Below are 18,182 nucleotides of genomic sequence, written 5' to 3' on the forward strand. Positions count from 1 at the left end.
ACGTACCTGACAGGAGATGGCAGGTATGGCTGGAACGCTGGGCGCCATGACGACGAAAGCGAACCTTCTGGCCTTCAGCCTCGACTGCGCCGACCCCAAGGCGCTGGCCGAGTTCTACCACCAGGTGACCGGCATGGAGATCACCTACGCGGAGGACGAGTACGCCGCCATCACCGACGGCACGGTCTCGATCTACTTCGGCCGGGTGGCCGACCGCAAGCCGGTCACGTGGCCCAGCCCCGACAAGCAGTTCCACCTCGACTTCCGGGTGCCGGACGTGGCGCAGGCGGTCGAGGACTACCTGAAGCTGGGGGCGACCAGGCCCGAGTTCCAGCCGGGCGTCACCGAGGAGGGCACCCGGTGGGTGGTGCTGCAGGACCCGCAGGGCCACCTCTTCTGCGTCTGCCCGCAGCCGGCGTAACGGGGCAAAAGGGGGCGGCCGGCGGCCAGGCGGGGCCCAAAGATGAGCCACAAGTTCGTGCAGGCCGAGGCCGGTTTGTATGGACTTTTCCGACCAAAGGGTGATTCTCCCCCTCGCCCGGCCTCATAAGCTGGGGCAATGCTCCTGAGAGGATCCCTGCTTCTGCGCGGGCCGCGATGACCTGGGTCGGCATGCTGATCGCGCTGGCGGGGGCGCTGGGCTACGCGCTGGGCGCCGCACTGCAGCAGTACGAGGTCGTGGCCGAGGGCGCCTCGCTCAGCCTGGTGCGGCGACCCCGCTGGTGGGTGGGCGGCGTCATCTCCTTCACCGGCGCCTGCCTGCACGCCGTCGCGCTCAGCTTCGCGCCCCTGGTCGCCGTCCAGCCGATCAGCGTGGCCACCCTGGTCTTCGCCGTGCCGCTGGCCGCGTTCATGTACGGGCGGCGGCCGTACCGCGCCGAGATCTTCGGCTCGATCGCCGTCGCCGTCGGCCTGCTCTGGCTCATGCTGCTGGTGCCCGCGCACGACGTGACGCCCCGGCTCGGCGACGGCGCCGCGCTCGCCTTCATCGCCGTGATCGGCGCCGTCACGCTGGTCAGCCAGCTGTTCGCCCGGCGGGTGCACGGGGCGAACAAGGCGCTGCTGCTGTCGGTGGGCGCGGGCGTCATGACGGCGAGCGTGTCCACGTTCGTCCGGGTGGTCGGCGGCGGGATGCAGGGCGACTGGGGCCGGCTGATCCACTGGTTCAGCCTGGTCGTGCCGGTGCTGCTGATCTGCGCCGTGGTGCTGCTGCAACGCTCGTACGCGGTCGGCTACTTCGGCATCGCCTACGCCGGCGTCCAGGTCATCGACCCCATCACGTCCGTGCTCGCCGGGGCGATCCTGCTGGGCGAGCCGCTGCCCACCTCGCCCAGCACCGCGGTGCCCGCCCTGCTGGCCGCCGCGCTGACCATCGGCGGCACGATCACGCTGGGCCGGCTGGCCCCCGACCACACCGCCAAGCCGGTCGCCGCACCTCCCGCCAAGCCGGCCGCCGCCCCGTCTCCCGCCGAGCAGGCGGTCACGCCCGCGCCGGTGGACGCCAGCGCAGCACCTCGTCCATCGACCGCAACATCAGATCTGGGCTGAGCCGGCTCGCCGCCGCCACCCCGGCGTCCCGCAGCCACACGGCCGCCGGGTTGCGCCACTTGGTCAGCCGGCACAGCGTCATCGATCGCCGGACGACCCGCGCCGTCCGCCGCGTCCGCGCCGCGCTGTAGGCGGCCAGGCCGTCACCCGAGGCGCCGTCACCCGGGGCGCCGGGATCGGCCAGGTGGGCCAGCACGACCGCGTCCTCGATCGCCTGGCAGGCGCCCTGCCCGAGGTTGGGCGTCATCGCGTGGGCCGCGTCGCCGACCAGCGCCACCCTGCCCCGGTGGAAGGCGGGCAGCGGCGTGGCGTGGTAGTAGACGTCGTTACGGGTGATCCGCGCCGGGTCGGCGGCCCGCAGCAGCGCCGGGATGGGCTCGTGCCAGTCGCCGAACCTGCGCAGCAGCTCTTCGCGCTCGTCCGCGGCCGTGCCGCCGGGCGGCGCGACGTCGGTGGCGTAGACGTAGACGAGGTCGCCGGCCAGCTGGTGGATGCCGAACACGGTGCCCCGCCCCCAGCTCTCCGACCTCGGCACCCGCAAGGCGTCGCGACCGTCCCGGCTCCCCGCCTCAGGCGACCGTGAGGGAGCGCGGGTGTCCTGGCTCTCCTTCAGGTCGGCGAGCGGGATGAGGCCGCGCCAGGCGGTCACGCCCGCGTAGACCGGGGCCGGGTGGCCGGGGAAGAGGGCGCGGCGGGTGGCCGAGTGGATGCCGTCGGCGGCCACCACCAGGTCGGCCTCCAGGTCGCCCGCCAGGTCGCCCGCCAGGTCGCCCGCCTCCGTCCGTACGACGCCGCGCTCGGCGTCCACCTCCGTGACCCTCGTGTCGAGGCGCAGGCGGCCGGGCCCGCCCGCCTCGGCGAGGGCGCCGGTGAGCACGTCGAGCAGCGTGGCCCGCAGCATCACCACCACCGAGTCGCCGTACGCGTCGTCCGCCTCCTCCTCCGTGGCCCGCGCCAGCCAGCGCCCGTCGGCCCTGCGCAGGCCCATCGGCCCCTCCGCGTGGGCGAGGGCGCGGATCCTGTCGCCGAGGCCGATGACGTCGAGCGCCTTCAGCGCGTTGGCGGCGATCGCGAGGCCCGAGCCGACGGGCTCGATGGCGGGCGCCCGCTCCAGCACGGTCACGTCCCACCCCTTGCGCAGCAGCGCTACTCCCGCGCTCAGCCCGCCGATCCCGCCACCGATCACCACAGCCCTGGCCATCCGCGCCTCCTCCGGTCACTACGTCCGTAGTTGAACCGTACTACGCCCGTAGTCCGGTCCCACTACCGCAGTAGTATCGGCTTCCGTGAAGCGCTCAGACGTCGTCGCCGACACGGCCATCGCGCTGCTCGCCGAGCGAGGCATGCGCGGCCTGACCCACCGGGCCGTGGACGAGGCCGCCGGCCTGCCGCCTGGTTCCACCTCCAACCTGGCCCGCACCAGGGCGGCGCTGCTGGAGCTGACCCTGGCCAGGCTCACCGAGCGGGAGGCGGAGGCGCTGTCGGGCGCGTACGAGGGCGACCACGAGGGCGACCACGAGGGCGGCCACGAGGGCGGCTACGAGGGCGGCTACGACCCGGAAAGGCTGCCCGCCCGGCTGGCCGAGGCGCTGCACATCCAGCTCAGCGACAGCGCCCGCACGCTGGCCCGCTACGAGCTGGCGCTGGAGGCCACCAGGCGGCCCGAGCTGCGCGCCATCTACGACCGGGCGGGCCGCCGCTTCCGCGACCCCGCCGTGGCGATGCTGGCCGCCCTGGGCTCCCGCGACCCGGTGCGGCACGGACGCGCGATGGTGGCCTTCGCCGAGGGCCTGCTGTTCGACGCGATCGCCGGCGCCGGCGCCGTGCCCACGCGGGAGGAGCTCGAACAGCTCGTCCGCGAGCTGCTCGCGGGCATGCTCGGTCAGGAGGCCGCCAGGCGGACCTGAAGGTTGGGAGGGCGCCGGGCGGGCTTGAAGGCCGGGAGGGCGCGGGGCGGGCTTGAAGGCTAGGACGCCGCCAGGCGGGCCTGGAGTCGGGCGCGGTGCGGCGGCCACTCGTCGTCGAGGATGCCGAAGCAGACCGTGTCGCGCCAGGTGCCGTCGGCCCTGCGGCGGTGCCGGCGCAGCGTGCCCTCGTGCACGCCGCCGATGCGCCTGATCGCGTTCTGCGAGCGTTCGTTGCGGATGTCGGTCTTGAGCAGCACCCTGTTGTGGCCCAGCTCGAAGGCGTGGTCCACGAGCAGCAGCTTGCACGCGGTGTTGACCGCCGTACGCCAGGACGCGCGGCCGTACCACGTCCAGCCGATCTCCACGCTGGCCTCGAAACCCGGCACGTCGGCGTACGTCGTCCAGCCTACGGCCCGCCCGCTCGCCCTCACCACCACGGCGAACGGCACGTGCTTGTCGTCGTCGATCAGCATGCGCGCGACCTTGCCCAGCTCCTCCTCGGTCCGCGGCGCGGCGGCCGGCATCCAGCGCCAGACCTCCTCGTCGCCGCCCCCCGCGGCGAACAGGTCGGGCACGTGGTCCATGGTGAGCGGCTCAAGCCGGACGACGTCGTTCTCGAGCACGGTGGGGGTAGGCAGCTTCGCGGTCATGGCGGTCACTGTAGGGGCATGAGAACGTGCAGGTAGATGTCCACCTGGGGGTATTTACGGGAAACCACCTGTCGACACGCATACCGGCCGGTCGGTAGGGTCGCGTCATGGACTTCGCCTTCGACACCGTCACCGAGGACCTGCGCGAGCGACTGCTCCGCTTCATGGACGAATGCGTCTACCCCGCAGAGCCGGCCTTCGAGGAACAGGCGCAGACCAGCGGCTGGAGCCCGCCGCCGCTGATCGAGGACCTGAAGGACGAGGCCAGGAAGCGCGGCCTGTGGAACCTGTTCCTGCCCGGCGAGCACGGCGCCGGGCTGACGAACCTGCAGTACGCCCCGCTGGCGGAGATCATGGGCAGGAGCCCGGCCCTGGCCCCCGTCGCCACCAACTGCGCGGCCCCCGACACGGGCAACATGGAAGTCCTGTCCATGTTCGGCAGCGAGTGGCAGCGCAAGGAGTGGCTGCAGCCCCTGCTCGACGGCGAGATCCGCTCGGCCTTCGCCATGACCGAGCCCGACGTGGCCTCCTCCGACGCCACGAACATCGCGACCTCGATCGTGCGCGACGGCGACGAGTACGTCATCAACGGCCGCAAGTGGTTCATCTCCGGCGCGATGAACCCCCACTGCAAGATCTTCATCGTCATGGGCCAGACGAACCCCGAGGCGCCCAAGCACCGCAGGCAGAGCATGATCCTCGTGCCGCGTGACACGCCCGGCGTCCAGGTCAAGCGCGGCATGCACGTCTTCGGCTACACCGACGCCGACCACGGCGGCCACGCCGAGGTCGTCTTCGAGGACGTCCGCGTGCCCGCCGCGAACCTCATCGGCGAGGAGGGCGGCGGCTTCGCCATCGCGCAGGCGCGGCTCGGCCCCGGCCGCATCCACCACTGCATGCGGCTGATCGGCATGGCCGAGCGCGCGGTCGAGCTGATGTGCCGGCGGGCGCTGTCGCGGACCACCTTCGGCAAGCCGGTCGCGCAGCAGGGCGTCGTCCAGGACTGGATCGCCGAGTCCCGCGTGAAGATCGAGGAGGCCCGCCTGCTCGTGCTCAAGACGGCCTGGCTCATGGACACGGTGGGCAACCAGGGCGCCCACACCGAGATCCAGGCCATCAAGATCTCCACCCCGATCACGGTGGAGTGGATCCTCGACAAGGCCGTCCAGGTCCACGGCGCCGGCGGCGTCTCCCAGGACTTCCCCCTGGCCGGGCTCTGGGCGCACGCCCGTACGCTGCGCCTGGCCGACGGCCCCGACGAGGTGCACAAGCGGTCCCTGGCCTATCGCGAGCTGAAGAGGTACATGTGAACGAGGCGCAGATCAAGGAGCGCGTGGCCGCGTTCCTCGGCGAGCACGATCCGAGCGGGGACCGCCTTGAGTTCCTGCGCGCCCGGTTCGACGCCGGGCTGGCCTGGGTGTGGTTCCCAGAAGGGCTCGGCGGCCTCGGTGCGCCGCGCGAGCTGCAGCAGGTCGTGGACAGGGAACTCGCCGACACCCCGCAGCTCAACGCCGGGCTGCAGGCCATCGGGCTGGGCATGGCGGCGCCGACGATCCTGGCGTTCGGCACCGAGGAGCAGAAGCGCCGCTTCCTCAGGCCGCTGTGGACCGGCGAGGAGATCTGGTGCCAGCTCTTCAGCGAGCCGGGCGCCGGGTCCGACCTCGCCACGCTGGCCACCAGGGCGGTCAGGGACGGCGACGAATGGGTGGTCGACGGGCAGAAGGTGTGGACGTCGGGCGCCCATCACGCGCGGTGGGCGATCCTCGTCGCCCGTACCGACCCCGAGGTGCCCAAGCATCGCGGGCTGACGTACTTCGTGTGCGACATGCACGCGCCGGGCGTCGAGGTGCGGCCGCTGCGCCAGATCACCGGCGAGGCCGAGTTCAACGAGGTGTTCCTGACCGGCGTGCGGCTCTCCGACGACCTGCGGCTCGGCGCGGTCGGCGACGGCTGGCGGGTCGCCCAGACCACGCTGATGAACGAGCGCGTGGCCATCGGCGGCGCGCCCACCCGGCGCGGCGGCGGCGTCATGGCGTCCGTGCTGGCCTCCTGGCGCGAGCAGCCCGAGCTGCGCACCCACGACCTGCACCAGCGGCTGCTGTCGCTGTGGGTGGAGGCCGAGGTGACCCGCCTGTCGGGCGCGCGGCTGCGCGAGCAGCTCGCCGCCGGCCAGCCGGGGCCCGAGGGCTCGGGCATGAAGCTCTCCTTCGCCCGGCTCAACCAGGCGCTGACCGGGCTGGAGATGGAGTTCAGGCGCGAGCTGGGCTACGACGACTGGACGTTCCGCCGCTCGGAGGAGGTCGACTTCTACGGCCGCGGCCCCGGCTACCGCTATCTGCGGGCCAAGGGCAACTCGATCGAGGGCGGCACCTCCGAGATCCTGCGCAACATCATCTCCGAGCGGGTGCTCGGCCTGCCGTCGGAGCCCCGTGTCGACAAGGACGTGCCGTGGAAGGACCTGCCGCGATGAGCCTGCTGTACTCCGAGGTCGAAGAGGAGCTGCGCGCCGCCGTACGCGGGCTGCTGGCCGACCGCTGCCCGCCGTCCGCGGTGCTGCAGCGCGTCGAGTCGCAGCCGTACGACCTGGACCTGTGGAAGACGCTGGCCGGCGAGATCGGGGTGGCGGGACTGCTGGTGCCCGAGGAGCTGGGCGGGGCGGGCGCGTCGGCCAGCGAGGCGGCCGTGGTGCTGGAGGAGCTGGGCAGGGCGGTCGCGCCGGTGCCGTTCTTCACCAGCTCGGTGCTGGCCACGCGGGCGCTGCTGCCGACCCGCGACGCGCTGCTCGGCGAGCTGGCCGAGGGGCGCAGGACCGCGGCGCTGGTGGTGTCGTTCGGGGCGTCGGCGTACCGGCCTGACCGGGGCGCGTCGGTGCGGGTGGACGGCGGAGGACGGCTGTCCGGCTCGGTGACCGGCGTGGCCGGAGCCGAGGTGGCGGACGTGCTGCTGGTGCCGGTGGACGGCGACCTGTACGCGGTCGAGGGCGACGCGATCGAGGCCGGCGTGGTGCGCGTCGTGTCGTCGCTGGACCTCACCAGGCCGGTGGCCACGGTCACGTTCACCAGGACCAGGGCCCGCCGGGTCGGGGCCTGCGACCTGGCCGCGGTGCTGCGGTTCGGAGCCGGGCTGCTCGCCTCGGAACAGCTCGGGGTGGCCGAGTGGTGCCTGCAGACGACGCTCGCGTACGTCAAGGAGCGCCACCAGTTCGCCCGCCCGGTCGGCTCGTTCCAGGCGCTCAAGCACCGCCTCGCGGACCTCTGGCTGGACGTCGTCAGGGCCAGGGCGGCGGCCAGGAACGCGGTCGCGGACGCCTCGTCGATCTCCGTGGCGGTGGCCCAGTCGTGGAACGCCGGCGTGGCCGTGCACGCGGCCGAGGAGGCCCTGCAGCTGCACGGCGGTATCGGGATGACCTGGGAGCACCCCGTGCATCTCTATCTCAAGCGCGCCAAGGCCACCGAGGTCGCGCTCGGCACGCCGGGCGACCACCGGGAGGCGCTGGCCTCACTCGTCGACGTCCCCGGCCCCGAGTGAGGCGAGCAGCAGGTCGGCGAAGTGCTGACCCACCTGGGCTCCGGTGAGCGGCCCCCGCGTGCTGAACCACGTGCCCAGGTGGTGCACCGAGCCGAAGAAGTAGTCGACGACCAGCTCGGCCGGCACGCGGTCGCTGAAGACGCCGGTGCGCTGCCCTTCGGCCACGAGCGCGCGGAAGCGCTCGTGGTAGCGGCGGCGCTCGGCGCGCACGGTCTTCTGCGTCTCGGGGGCGAGCAGGTGGATCGACCTGAAGAAGATCTTGGAGTCGTCGAGGTTGGCGGCCGTCGTCTCCACGACGTCGGCCGCGGCGCGGTGGAGACGCTGCCTGATCGTGCCGGGCCCGTCGGCGATATGGGTGAGCCGGTCCATCTGCATGCGCAGCACCCGGGCGTAGATCTCGTGGAGGAGATCGTCCTTGGAGTCGAAGTAGTGGTACATCGCGCCCTTGGTCACGCCCGCCGCGACCACGATCTCCTGCACCGAGGTGCTCTCGAAGCCGCGCTCGGCGAACAGCCGGGTCGCCTCGGCGAGCAGGCGCTGCCTGACCGGTTCGTCTTTCACTCGGTCCCCCTTGGTCACCGGCTTAGCATACCGACTGGTCGGTTGATGGTCTTGCGGGTACTAATTCCGTCACCTTAGGCTCGCCTTGGTTGGGGAACGGGTATCCCTTGACCGGCGAGGGATCTTCGGCGTGGCAGATCCTGCACAACATCTACATTCGGGGAGTTTGCCGTGCCCGGTGGCTCTATCTACGTGCAGCCCAACGAGAAGTACACAGGCTCATCCCCGCAGTGGTGGTACGAGAAATTCTGGCGCGAGGACGCTCCGAACCGGCGCAAGTACAGGTACGCCAAGGCCGCTGTGGGTTTCGTCATCGGCATCGCCCTGGGGATCAGGTTCGGGCTCGCGGGCGGATCCGCGATCACCGGCCTGCTGCTCGGAGCGCTCACGTTCGGTGGCGACTGGTTGCTCGACTGGTACTCCTTCCACAAGACCGCGGTGTGGCGCGGCGCCAAGAGGGGCGAGCTCATCACGGGGCGCCTGCTGCGCCGCTCGCTCAGCCGCCAGAGCTACCACGTGCTCGACGGCCGGGCGATCCGCGGCCAGGCCTCCATCGACCACCTCGTGATCGGTCCGGGCGGCGTCTGGATCATCGACAACGAGTCGTGGAGCCCCGACACCGAGATCGCCTGCTACGCGGGCCGGCTGTTCTTCGGCGAGAAGTACGGCAGCAAGACCGCCAAGCCGCTGGTCGAGCAGGCCGAGGCGTTCGCCGAGCTGCTGACCCGCGAGACCGGCGTCCAGGTGCGCATCACGCCGATGCTCGCGGTCCACTGCGGGCTGCTGCCCAAGAGCGGCGTCGTCGTGGCCGAGGGCCTGACGCTGGCCAAGCCGCGCGCGATGGCCAAGCTCATCAAGGCCGCCGACCGCGACGTGCTCAGCCCGTCGCAGATCGAGCTGCTCTCCCGCACGGCGGCCCGCGAGCTGCAGCGCGTCTGACCCCGGCCTACGCCAGGGTCTCGATGAACGCGGTGAGCTGGGCGACGTTGCGGCACTCGTGCATGGGCACGACCGTGCCGTAGTCGCCCGCCACCGAGTCACCCGTGTCCCACTGCTGCGTGGGCTCAGGGTTGAGCCAGTACGCGTGCCTGCACCGCGACACCAGCGACTTGAGCGTGTCGAGGGCGGGCGGCTGGTAGTTGGAGCGGGCGTCGCCGAGGATCAGCAGCGACGTCTTCGGGCCGATGGCGTCGCCGTAGCGTTCGGCGAAGCGCTCCAGCGCGTGCCCGTAGTTGGTCCGCCCGAACCGCACCATGTCGGCCTCGTCCGCCAGCCTGGCCATGGCCTCCACCACGTCGGAGCCCGGCTGGAAGAACCGGGTGATCTCATCCACGGTGTCGACGAACCCGAACGCCCGCACCTTCGTGAACTGCTCGCGCAGCGCGTACGTGAGCAGCAGCGTGAAGTGCGCGAACGACGAGACCGAGTCGCTGGTGTCGCAGAGCACGACCAGCTCGGGCTTGTGCGGGCGGGGCGGCCTGAAGTGGGTGGTGAGCGGCACGCCGCCGCTCTGCAGCGAGGCCCGCATGGTCCTGCGGAAGTCGAGCCTGCCGCGCTTGCCCCTGCGCTGCCTGATCGTCAGCCGGGCGGCCAGCCGGCGGGCCAGCGGATGCACCTCCCTGCGCAGCCTGGCCAGGTCGGCTCTGGTGATGCGCAGGAAGTCGATCTGGTCGAGCGGCGGGCGCACGGCCGAGCGGGCGATGCGCTCGATCCCCGAGTCCTCGGCGATGCGGCGGCGCACGTCGGTGGCCACCGCCTCCTCGAAGCGCCTGATGTTGGACGTGACCCGCTGCCGCACGGTCTTCTCCGCCAGCCCGCCGCGCTCCTGCCCCTGGAGCACGGCGCGCAGGATGCCGGCCATCAGCGTCGCGGGCGACAGGGCGCGCAGCACGCTGTAGGAGAACCAGTTCTGCCGCCCGGGAGCGGCCTCCTGCCGGCCGAACCGCGCCACCATGGCCTCGGCGAACGCGCGCATCTCCTGGTCGGTCGAGCCGCTCAGCAGCTCCGCCAGGTGCGCGCGCAGCTCCTTGACGTCGGCCGTCTCGAAGTCGGTACGGGATCGCGCCCGCAGTGCGGACGTGGACGCCGGGAACCACAGGTCGAACAGCACGTCGAACCCCGGTCGGTAGGCGGGCTTCTTGACCAGCGTGGCGGCGTACGCGGCACGCAGCGACTCCCGGTCGGCCAGCTCGATCACCCGCAGCGCGTTGGCCGCGTCGAGCCCTTCGGCGACCGACACCGGCAGCCCGGCCTCGCGCAGCGCGTGCACGAAGCCGACGTGCCGATCGACCAGCGACGTCGGCTCAGGCATCGGGCAGCCCCAGCTCCTTGACCGCCCGTGCGTGGTCGGAGGCGTGCTTGAGCACCACGCCCAGCGTGCCGGCCACGGTGGCCTCGTCCAGCTCGTCGCGGCCGAGCGCGAGCAGCGTGTTGGCCCAGTCGACGGTCTCGGCCACCGACGGCGCCTTCTTCAGCTCCAGCGCCCGCAGTGTGGCGACCGTCCGCGCGAGCTGCTCGGCCAGGCCGGCGCGCAGGCCCGGCACCTGGGCCAGCACGATGTCGCGCTCGCGCTCGGGCGTCGGGTATTCGATGTGCAGGTAGAGGCAGCGCCGCTTGAGCGCCTCCGACAGCTCGCGGGTGGCATTGGAGGTGAGCACGACGTACGGGCGGCGGGTGGCGGCGATGGTGCCCAGCTCGGGGATCGTCACCTGGAAGTCGGACAGCAGCTCCAGCAGCAGCCCCTCGACCTCGACGTCGGCCTTGTCGGTCTCGTCGATGAGCAGCACGGTCGGCTCCTGCGCCCTGACCGCCTTGAGCAGGGGGCGCTCCAGCAGGAACTCCTCGGTGAAGATGTCGTCGTCGTCGCTGGTGGCCTGGATGCGCAGGAGCTGCTTCTTGTAGTTCCACTCGTACAGGGCTCTGGCCTCGTCGAGGCCCTCGTAGCACTGCAGCCTGATGAGGCCGGCGCCGGTGGCCTGGGCGACGGCCTTGGCGAGCTGCGTCTTGCCCACTCCGGCGGGTCCTTCGACCAGCAGCGGCTTGCCCAGCGCGGCGGCCAGGAACACCGAGGTGGAGATGGCGTCGTCGGAGAGGTAGTCCACGGCGGCGAGCCGCTCCGTCACGTCGGCGGGGGAGTCGAACATCAAGGATCCTGTCTGCCGGAGCCGAAGTACCGAACTTTATTCTAGCGTGTCCTGTCCCGCGGATTCCGATTCGACCAGGATCCCGATCACCGGTATATTCCTTCGTGCCGGGCGCCGCTAGCTCAGTTGGTCAGAGCAGCTGACTCTTAATCAGCGGGTCCGGGGTTCGAGTCCCTGGCGGCGCACCAGATCGGGCACTCACCGCAGTCGCGGTGGGTGCCCGAAGTGGTTTTCACGGGCCCCCAACCCTCATCGGGCCGCCCGGGGGCCGATCCCGTCCAGGCTGAAGGTGCGGTTCCACTCGCGCACCCACGCGGGTCCGAAGCCCTCCGCCCGGTTCAGCGGCGTCGCCCGCGCGTCGAAGCGGCCCGTCGCCGCGTCGAAGCCCGCCTCCGCCGGGGTGGCCAGCTTGGCGTTGAAGGAGTCGAAGCCCGGGTTGAACGTCTTCACGCTCAGCCCGCCGGCGTCGTCGGTGTAGGCGAAGTCGCCGGTCGCGATGCTGACCGACCGCGTCAGCACGTTGTGCGCGGGCACGTACAGCGAGTCCGGGTCGCTCCACACCTGCTCGTCGGTGCACTCCGTGTCGCCGACCGCGGTGCACGGCTCGCCCTGGGCGTCGGACGGCACGTACCAGTCGCGGATGTTCGGGTACTGCTTCGCGTAGTGGCGGTACCACGTCTCGACGTTCTGCCGGGTGTTGGTGAACCCGGTGCCGTCGCCGGCCTTCAGCATGTCGTTGAAGCGCTCGACCACGACCTTGGCGTTGGCCACCGGCAGCCGCTTGCCGCCCTCGTGGTAGAGCTTGTCGTGCCCGATGTACGTCACGTTCGTGAACACGTTGTCGCGCGCCACGTTGCTGTGCCCCGACTGGTAGAACAGCCCGTGCTGGACGTTGTCGAAGACGTTGTGGTGCACGACCATGCCCGACATGCCGTCGTCCATGTAGACGGCCTGGTTGCCGTCCGCGCCGACGTCCTTGAACAGGTTGTACGCCACCACGTTGTTCAGATACGTGTAGTCGCGGCCCGCGTAGATCACGCCCTGGTCGGAGGCGTGCGTGACCAGCCGCTCGAACCTGTTGTGGGTGACCTCCATGTCGTTGCCCATGATCTGGATCGCCATGTGCGGCGCGTCGTGCACGTCGTTGTACCGGAACGTGTTCCCGACCCCGTACATGTAGCCCGCCGGCGTGTACGTCGCCAGCTTCGAGAAGTCGTAGATCTCGTTGTGCTCCACCACGTGGTCGCCGCGCTCCAGGGAGTCGCGGTCGCCGCCCGCGGTGAAGACCCCGCCGCCGCCCAGGTCGTGCAGCCTGCTGTCCACCACCCGGTTGCGGTGGCCGCCCCTGCTCGTGCGGTACTCGGCGATGGCCGTGATCGCGTCGTTGGCCTCGCCGATCTGCACCGCGTCCATGCTGACGTTGAGGATCTCCAGGCCGTCGATCGTGCACGACTCGGCGTCCAGCAGGCGCACGCCCGATCCCGTGGTGCCGTTCAGGCGCAGGTCCTTGAGTGTGACGCCGGTGACGTCCTCCAGCTGGAAGAACGGGGCGTCGAACGAGGTGAGGCTGATCTCCTTGCCCTCGACCGTGCCGCCCGGCGGGTAGTAGTAGAGCGTGTCGTGGTCCTGCCACCGGTCGATGTAGTACTCGCCCTCGGCGTCCAGCTCGCTCAGCACGTTCTGGGCCACGAACGAGGTCCACTTGTCGGTGGCGACGTACATGGTGGGGTAGTGGGTGGTGAGGTCGCCGCCGCCGGCGGTCTCGATGCGGAGCCGGTCGTTGGCGTAGTTGTTGCCGAAATATCCGGACAACCAGCCATCTGTCTCGTACGCGGTCCCGTCCGGAGCGTCGGTCCCCGCCGGCTTCGCCCACTTCTCGTACCTGGCCGCCAGGTCCGCGTCCTTGACCGTGTAGACCGGGCCGGGGAGCTCCAGCATCTCCTCGTACGGCAGCGTCGTGCCGTCGGCCGTCTTGTCGGAGAAGTAGTCGCGCGCCCCCTTCGGAGCCTCCTTGACGGTCAGGTGGTCCCTGGTGAGCTTGGCGTCGCCGTTGGGGTCCTGCGCCAGGGTCTGGGTGGTGTCGTCGGTGATGAGCTCGGGGGCGTAGGGTTGCGGCTTCCAGTTGAAGCCGTTCTTGTGGAGCGTGCCCGTGGGGATGCCCTCGGCGCCGAGGTCGTAGACCCAGACGTTCGGGGCGGTCTCGGCGGGGACGCGGGCCTTCGACGACCACTTCGCGTCGTCCGCGGGCAGGTCGCTCAGCCGGCGGAACCTCTCCGGCGCCAGGGTCGTGACGCCGGCCAGCTCGACCTGCTCGCCCGGGTAGGCGGCATAGGTGACGTACGAGTGCTCGGCACCTTTGACCTCGATCGTCTTCGCGCTCTGGTAGACGCCCTCGCGGATGTGGACGATGCCGGGCTCACGGCGGCTGGTCCTGCCGGCCAGGGCGTCGCGGGCGCGTTCGATGGTGGCGAACGGATCCTTCAGGGTGCCTTTCGCGTCGTCGCTGCCGTTCTTGGCGACGTACACGATGTGCTCGACCGGGGCGGCGGTGGCGGGGGCGGTGGTCGTGGCGGCCGTCAGTAAGGCCGCAAGGAGGGGGATCATCGCTCTGCTGAGCATGGGCAGACCTCAATCGATACAATATTACTAACGGCAAGAAGTCCTTGGAGGTGAACGGTAGCGTCGTGCGGGCCTCAGTTCAATGGTTTGACCACAGCGTGGTCACGAACGCGCCCGCTCAGGAGCTTCAGGAACGGCGGGGGCGGCGCAGGCGCAGGCCGGTGAGCGCGGCCAGCAGGATCACCAGGCCGATGCCCATCAGCGCCCGGCCGTCCGGGCCCGCGAGACCGCCGGCGCCCGTGTCCACGCCGCCCGAGGGGGCCTCTTCCGGCGTCTCCTCGGTTGTGGTCTCCGAGGCGTCCTCTTCGGTCTCCTGATCCGTGGGAGTGGTGCTGTCCGAGTCGTCGGGGGTGGGGGTAGGAGTGGTGTCGTCGTCGTCCTGGCCGGCCGTGCCGACCGTGATGGGGTAATCGGTCCTGCCGCTGGTGTCCTCGATCTCGCACTCGATCAGCGGTTCCGTGGGGCGCAGGCCGAAATTGACGGACGCGGCGTGCACCTGGCCGGTGCCGGTGTTCCTGGGGGTCGTCTTGAGGTCGACCGTCGTCGCGGGCAACGGGATGGGCTCGTCGGGGATGACCGTGCCGATCTCGGCGACGCCGGTGGCCGAGGTGAAGTTCGGGATGCCGCTGATGCCGGCGTAGGCGTACATCTTGATGTCGCCCTCCAACCCGGTGGCGGGGGCGAGCAGCTCGGAGCCGGCGGCGTACGCTCCGGTCCAGCCGATCGTCAGCTCCTCGTTGGGCTGTGCCTGGGCGGGCACGGTGAGCTCCACGTCGATGGAGACGTCCTGCTTGGCGCCGGTGGCGACCACCGTGCACACGTACGGCACCGCTGCGGCGGCCTGGGCGGCCGGTACGGGGAGGCACGAGAACACCACGGCGGCGGATAAGACGACCGGCACGACACGCACGACAGGCTCTCCTTGGGACGGACGAGGCACCCGAGAAAGGACGCGAGCCGGGCATGCTCGGGTGACACGGTCATCCAACCGCAATTGAGATGCGCCGTCATCCCGCCGAATGGTAGGAAAACGCCTATGACAACAGGTGTTCGACTCATCCGCAACGACCAGCTGGCCCAGCAGGTCGAATACGCGTACGCGGCCACCGTGGACGCGCCGCTGCGCGCCATCTGGGTGGCCGGCGCCTGCCCGCTCGACACCGACGGCGCCACGGTGGCCGTCGGCGACTACGCCGGCCAGGCCCACCAGGTGATGCGCAACCTCGTCACCGCGCTCGAAGGCGCCGGCGCCGCGCTGACCGACGTGGTCAAGACGACCGTCTACGTCGCCACCACCTCTCAGAAAGACCTGGTCACGGCCTGGCAGGTCTACAGGGAGCACATGGGCGACCACGAGCCCCCGAGCACGCTGCTCGGCGTCACCGTCCTGGGCTACAGCGACCAGCTCGTGGAGGTCGAGGCGGTGGCGGTGATCGCCGGAGCCGAGTGAGCGGCGCGCCGGGGCGTCGTTAGGGTGCCGGTATGTCGTTCATCGTCACCACCGGCGCCACCGGGCAGCTCGGCGGCAGGATCGCGCGGCTGCTCGCCGCCAGGGGAGCCCGGCAGCGGCTGGTCTCACGGCACGCCGCCGAGCGCGCCCCGGCCTACGAAGGCGCCGTAGCGGTCTCGGCCTCCTACGGCGACCCGGCCGCCATGCGCGGCGCGCTCGACGGGGCCTCGACCGTGCTGTTCGTGTCAGCGGGGGAGAGCGAGGACCGCCCGGCCCAGCACCGCACGTTCGTGGACGCCGCCCGCCACGCCGGCGTGTCCCACCTCGTCTACGTCTCCTTCTACGGCGCCGCCCCCGACGCGACGTTCACGCTGGCCCGCGACCACTGGGCGACCGAGCAGTACATCCGCGACAGCGGCCTGCCCTTCACCTTCCTGCGCGACAGCCTCTACGCCGACTTCCTGCCCGCCCTGGCAGGGGACGACGACGTCATCAGGGGCCCGGCGGGGCAGGGGCGGGTGGCGGCGGTGGCGCAGGACGACATCGCCGAGGCGGCGGTGACCGTGCTGCTGAGCCCGGAGGAGCACGCGGGGGCGACGTACGACCTCACGGGACCCGAGGCGCTCACCCTCGACGAGGTGGCCGCCACGCTGACCAGGGCGACCGGCCGCACGATCACCTACCGCCCGGAGACGGCCGAGGAGGCGTACGCGTCCCGCGCGGTCTACGACGCGCCCGCCTGGCAGGTGGAGGCGTGGGTGTCCACCTACCTCGCGATCGCGACCGGCGAGCTCGAAGGGGTCAGCGGCGACGTACCGGCCCTGACCGGGCATCCGGCCACGAGCCTGGAGGAGCTGCTGGCCCGCCGCTCAATGGGCGCGGGGGAGTGAGACGACCACGATCAGCCCGCCGCCGTCGCGGGGCCGCGCCCGTACGTCCCCGCCGTGCGCCACCGCCACCGACCGGACGATCGACAGCCCCAGCCCGGCGCTCGTCCCCGTCACCGCCCGCTCGTCCCCGAGCCGGTGGAACGGCTTGAACAGCAGCGGCACGTCGTACGGCGGCACGGCGGGCCCCGTGTTGGCGACCTCCACCTCGACCGTCTCCCGGGAGACCGTCCTGCTCGTCACCCGCACCCAGCCGGCGCCGTCGGTCACGTTGTAGCGGACGCCGTTCTCCACCAGGTTGTGCACGAGGCGTTCGAGCAGCAGCGCGTCGCCGGTGGTGGGGGCGGGGCCGGTGGCCTCGTCCAGCTTCACCCCGGCAGCGGCGGCGGCGTCGGCGTTCTGCTCGATCACGTGCGTGACCACGTCCGCCAGGTCCACGGGCGCCCGGTCGGCCAGCTCCTGCTCCGTGCGCGCCAGCAGGAGCAGCCCGCTGATCAGCCGCTCGTGGCGGGCGTTGATCTCCAGCAGGCTCTCGCCCAGCTCCTTGACGTCGGACGACGCCGTACGGCGGTGCATGGCCAGCTCCACCAGCGCCCGGTTGAGCGTCAGCGGCGTGCGCAGCTCGTGCGAGGCGTTGGCGACGAACCTGCGCTGCCCGTCGAACGAGCGGTCGAGCCGCTCCACCATGGTGTCGAACGTGTCGGCCAGGTCCTTCACCTCGTCGTCCGGCCCGCGCAGCGCGATGCGCTCGGACAGGCCGCGCTCGGCCATGGGGGCGGCGGCGATCCTGCGGGCGGTGTCGGTGACCAGGTTCAGCGGGGCCAGCACGCGGCCCGCGACCACCCAGCCGAGCGCCACGGCGGCGGCTCCGACCACCAGCAGCGCGACCACGCCCTGGGTGATGAGCGAGGTGACGGCGGCGTCGCGCACCCCGGTCTGCTGGTCGCGCAGCCACTCCAGGGCCGCCTCGCCCTGGATCGTGACGCCGTTCCTGGTGAGGATGACCTGCTTGTGCCGGCCCGGCTCGGAGGCGTACTGGCTGTCGAAGATGCCCTTGAGCTGCTGGTCGAACAGCAGGTACGTGACCGCGAGCAGGGTCAGCCCGGCCAGCAGGAACAGGGCGCCGTACACGAGCGTGAGCCGCAGCCGCAGTGTGGGCCGCAGTGTGGGCCGCAGCGTGGGCCGCAGTGTGGGCCGCGCTCTGCGCAGCAGGCGGGCGGGCATCAGGAGGCTCAAGGGATGCGGTATCCGACGCCGGGCACGGTCTCCACGACCGGCGGGTCGCCCAGCTTGCGGCGCAGCTTGAGTATCGTCAGGCGGACCGCGCCGGTGAACGGGTCGGCGTTCTCGTCCCACGCCTTCTCCAGGAGCTGCTCGGCCGAGACGACGCAGCCGTCCGCCCGCATCAGCTCGGTCAGCACCGCGAACTCCTTCTTCGACAGCGGCACGAACCGCCCGTTCCTGAACACCTCCCTGCGCGCCGGATCGAGCGTGATCCCGGCCCGCCGCAGCACCGGCGGCACGGCGGGGCGCGAGCGCCGGCCCAGCGCCAGCACCCGGGCGGCCAGCTCCTGGAACGCGAACGGCTTGGTCAGGTAGTCGTCGGCGCCCATCGACAGCCCGCTCACCCGGTCGTCGAGCTGCGCGGCGGCGGTGAGCATCAGCACCCGCGCGGCGCACGCGGCGGCCACCATCTCCCTGCACACCTCGTCCCCGTGCACGCGGGGCAGATCCCGGTCCAGCACGACCACGTCGTAGTCGTTCACCGCGATCCGCTCGAGCGCGGCCGCGCCGTCGTGCGCGAGGTCGACCGCGTGCGTCTCCTCACGCAGCCACTCGGCGATCGCGTCGGCGAGCAGCGGCTCGTCCTCCACCACCAGCACCCGCAT

At 71.4% G+C, this 18,182-nt stretch carries 18 protein-coding genes and 1 tRNA gene; 10 read left to right on the forward strand and 9 right to left on the reverse strand.

What is annotated here, in order from left to right; all coding sequences use genetic code 11:
- Positions 1-46 precede the first annotated feature (46 nt).
- Positions 47-421 (forward strand): VOC family protein, encoded by a 375-nt coding sequence (locus tag ACFFR3_RS28765; RefSeq protein ID WP_364369962.1) that lies wholly within the window; start codon positions 47-49, stop codon positions 419-421.
- 176 nt (positions 422-597) lie between these two features.
- On the forward strand, positions 598-1,548 hold the full coding sequence (locus ACFFR3_RS28770; RefSeq protein ID WP_379484155.1) for a DMT family transporter: 951 nt from the start codon (positions 598-600) through the stop codon (positions 1,546-1,548).
- On the opposite strand, the gene ACFFR3_RS28775 is transcribed toward ACFFR3_RS28770, so the two are convergent.
- The gene (locus ACFFR3_RS28775; RefSeq protein WP_345388945.1) at positions 1,481-2,749 is read right to left on the reverse strand and encodes an FAD-dependent monooxygenase; all 1,269 of its coding nucleotides are present in this window, start codon (positions 2,747-2,749) and stop codon (positions 1,481-1,483) included. The two genes, ACFFR3_RS28770 and ACFFR3_RS28775, sit on opposite strands and share 68 nt — an antisense overlap.
- Before the next feature lie 85 nt (positions 2,750-2,834).
- On the opposite strand from ACFFR3_RS28775, the gene ACFFR3_RS28780 reads away from it, so the two are divergent.
- Positions 2,835-3,455, forward strand: coding sequence for a TetR/AcrR family transcriptional regulator (locus tag ACFFR3_RS28780; protein WP_345388943.1), 621 nt, complete (start codon positions 2,835-2,837; stop codon positions 3,453-3,455).
- Between the two features lie 59 nt (positions 3,456-3,514).
- Here the strand turns inward: ACFFR3_RS28780 and ACFFR3_RS28785 are convergent, their stop codons facing one another.
- Positions 3,515-4,105, reverse strand: coding sequence for a GNAT family N-acetyltransferase (locus ACFFR3_RS28785; protein WP_364369974.1), 591 nt, complete (start codon positions 4,103-4,105; stop codon positions 3,515-3,517).
- A 107-nt stretch (positions 4,106-4,212) separates the two neighbouring features.
- Between ACFFR3_RS28785 and ACFFR3_RS28790 the strand changes: the two genes are divergently transcribed.
- From ACFFR3_RS28790 to ACFFR3_RS28800, 3 genes are read left to right on the forward strand one after another with little or no spacing between them, the layout of a single operon-like run.
- On the forward strand, positions 4,213-5,415 hold the full coding sequence (locus ACFFR3_RS28790) for an acyl-CoA dehydrogenase family protein (RefSeq protein ID WP_364369977.1): 1,203 nt from the start codon (positions 4,213-4,215) through the stop codon (positions 5,413-5,415).
- Positions 5,412-6,575, forward strand: a complete 1,164-nt coding sequence (locus ACFFR3_RS28795) for an acyl-CoA dehydrogenase family protein (RefSeq protein WP_345388939.1) — start codon at positions 5,412-5,414, stop codon at positions 6,573-6,575. The genes ACFFR3_RS28790 and ACFFR3_RS28795 overlap by 4 nt, the downstream gene beginning before the upstream one ends.
- Positions 6,572-7,633 carry an acyl-CoA dehydrogenase family protein gene (locus ACFFR3_RS28800; RefSeq protein ID WP_345388937.1) on the forward strand — a complete coding sequence of 354 codons (1,062 nt, stop codon included), beginning with the start codon at positions 6,572-6,574 and terminating at the stop codon, positions 7,631-7,633. The genes ACFFR3_RS28795 and ACFFR3_RS28800 overlap by 4 nt, the downstream gene beginning before the upstream one ends.
- Here the strand turns inward: ACFFR3_RS28800 and ACFFR3_RS28805 are convergent.
- A complete protein-coding gene (locus ACFFR3_RS28805) occupies positions 7,604-8,194 on the reverse strand; it encodes a TetR/AcrR family transcriptional regulator (protein WP_345388935.1) in 591 nt (196 codons plus the stop codon). The genes ACFFR3_RS28800 and ACFFR3_RS28805 overlap by 30 nt on opposite strands.
- A 171-nt stretch (positions 8,195-8,365) precedes the next feature.
- Here ACFFR3_RS28805 and ACFFR3_RS28810 point away from each other — a divergent pair, with 171 nt between their 5' ends.
- Positions 8,366-9,133 carry a nuclease-related domain-containing protein gene (locus ACFFR3_RS28810; RefSeq protein WP_345388933.1) on the forward strand — a complete coding sequence of 256 codons (768 nt, stop codon included), beginning with the start codon at positions 8,366-8,368 and terminating at the stop codon, positions 9,131-9,133.
- Positions 9,134-9,140: 7 nt separating this feature from the next.
- Here ACFFR3_RS28810 and ACFFR3_RS28815 read toward each other — a convergent pair whose 3' ends face one another.
- Together ACFFR3_RS28815 and ACFFR3_RS28820 are read right to left on the reverse strand one after the other, a co-directional pair.
- On the reverse strand, positions 9,141-10,505 hold the full coding sequence (locus tag ACFFR3_RS28815; protein ID WP_345388931.1) for a vWA domain-containing protein: 1,365 nt from the start codon (positions 10,503-10,505) through the stop codon (positions 9,141-9,143).
- On the reverse strand, positions 10,498-11,337 hold the full coding sequence (locus ACFFR3_RS28820; RefSeq protein ID WP_345388929.1) for an AAA family ATPase: 840 nt from the start codon (positions 11,335-11,337) through the stop codon (positions 10,498-10,500). The genes ACFFR3_RS28815 and ACFFR3_RS28820 overlap by 8 nt, the downstream gene beginning before the upstream one ends.
- A gap of 111 nt (positions 11,338-11,448) precedes the next feature.
- Between ACFFR3_RS28820 and ACFFR3_RS28825 the strand changes: the two genes are divergently transcribed.
- Positions 11,449-11,525 (forward strand) — tRNA-Lys (locus ACFFR3_RS28825).
- 61 nt (positions 11,526-11,586) lie between these two features.
- Here the strand turns inward: ACFFR3_RS28825 and ACFFR3_RS28830 are convergent.
- Together ACFFR3_RS28830 and ACFFR3_RS28835 are read right to left on the reverse strand one after the other, a co-directional pair.
- On the reverse strand, positions 11,587-13,941 hold the full coding sequence (locus ACFFR3_RS28830) for a right-handed parallel beta-helix repeat-containing protein (protein WP_379484156.1): 2,355 nt from the start codon (positions 13,939-13,941) through the stop codon (positions 11,587-11,589).
- A gap of 142 nt (positions 13,942-14,083) precedes the next feature.
- Positions 14,084-14,866 carry a hypothetical protein gene (locus ACFFR3_RS28835; RefSeq protein WP_379484157.1) on the reverse strand — a complete coding sequence of 261 codons (783 nt, stop codon included), beginning with the start codon at positions 14,864-14,866 and terminating at the stop codon, positions 14,084-14,086.
- A gap of 126 nt (positions 14,867-14,992) precedes the next feature.
- Here ACFFR3_RS28835 and ACFFR3_RS28840 point away from each other — a divergent pair, with 126 nt between their 5' ends.
- Together ACFFR3_RS28840 and ACFFR3_RS28845 are read left to right on the forward strand one after the other, a co-directional pair.
- Complete coding sequence (locus ACFFR3_RS28840; protein ID WP_345388922.1) at positions 14,993-15,406, forward strand: RidA family protein; 414 nt, start codon at positions 14,993-14,995, stop codon at positions 15,404-15,406.
- Between the two features lie 32 nt (positions 15,407-15,438).
- Positions 15,439-16,296 carry an SDR family oxidoreductase gene (locus tag ACFFR3_RS28845; protein WP_379484158.1) on the forward strand — a complete coding sequence of 286 codons (858 nt, stop codon included), beginning with the start codon at positions 15,439-15,441 and terminating at the stop codon, positions 16,294-16,296.
- Here the strand turns inward: ACFFR3_RS28845 and ACFFR3_RS28850 are convergent.
- Positions 16,276-17,529: a sensor histidine kinase gene (locus ACFFR3_RS28850; RefSeq protein WP_379484159.1), complete on the reverse strand. Its 1,254-nt coding sequence runs from the start codon at positions 17,527-17,529 to the stop codon at positions 16,276-16,278. The two genes, ACFFR3_RS28845 and ACFFR3_RS28850, sit on opposite strands and share 21 nt — an antisense overlap.
- A complete protein-coding gene (locus ACFFR3_RS28855) occupies positions 17,526-18,182 on the reverse strand; it encodes a response regulator transcription factor (protein WP_345388918.1) in 657 nt (218 codons plus the stop codon). Before ACFFR3_RS28855 ends, ACFFR3_RS28850 begins: the two co-directional genes overlap by 4 nt.

It is taken from the genome of Nonomuraea salmonea (assembly GCF_042428605.1).
Classification (GTDB): domain Bacteria; phylum Actinomycetota; class Actinomycetes; order Streptosporangiales; family Streptosporangiaceae; genus Nonomuraea; species Nonomuraea salmonea.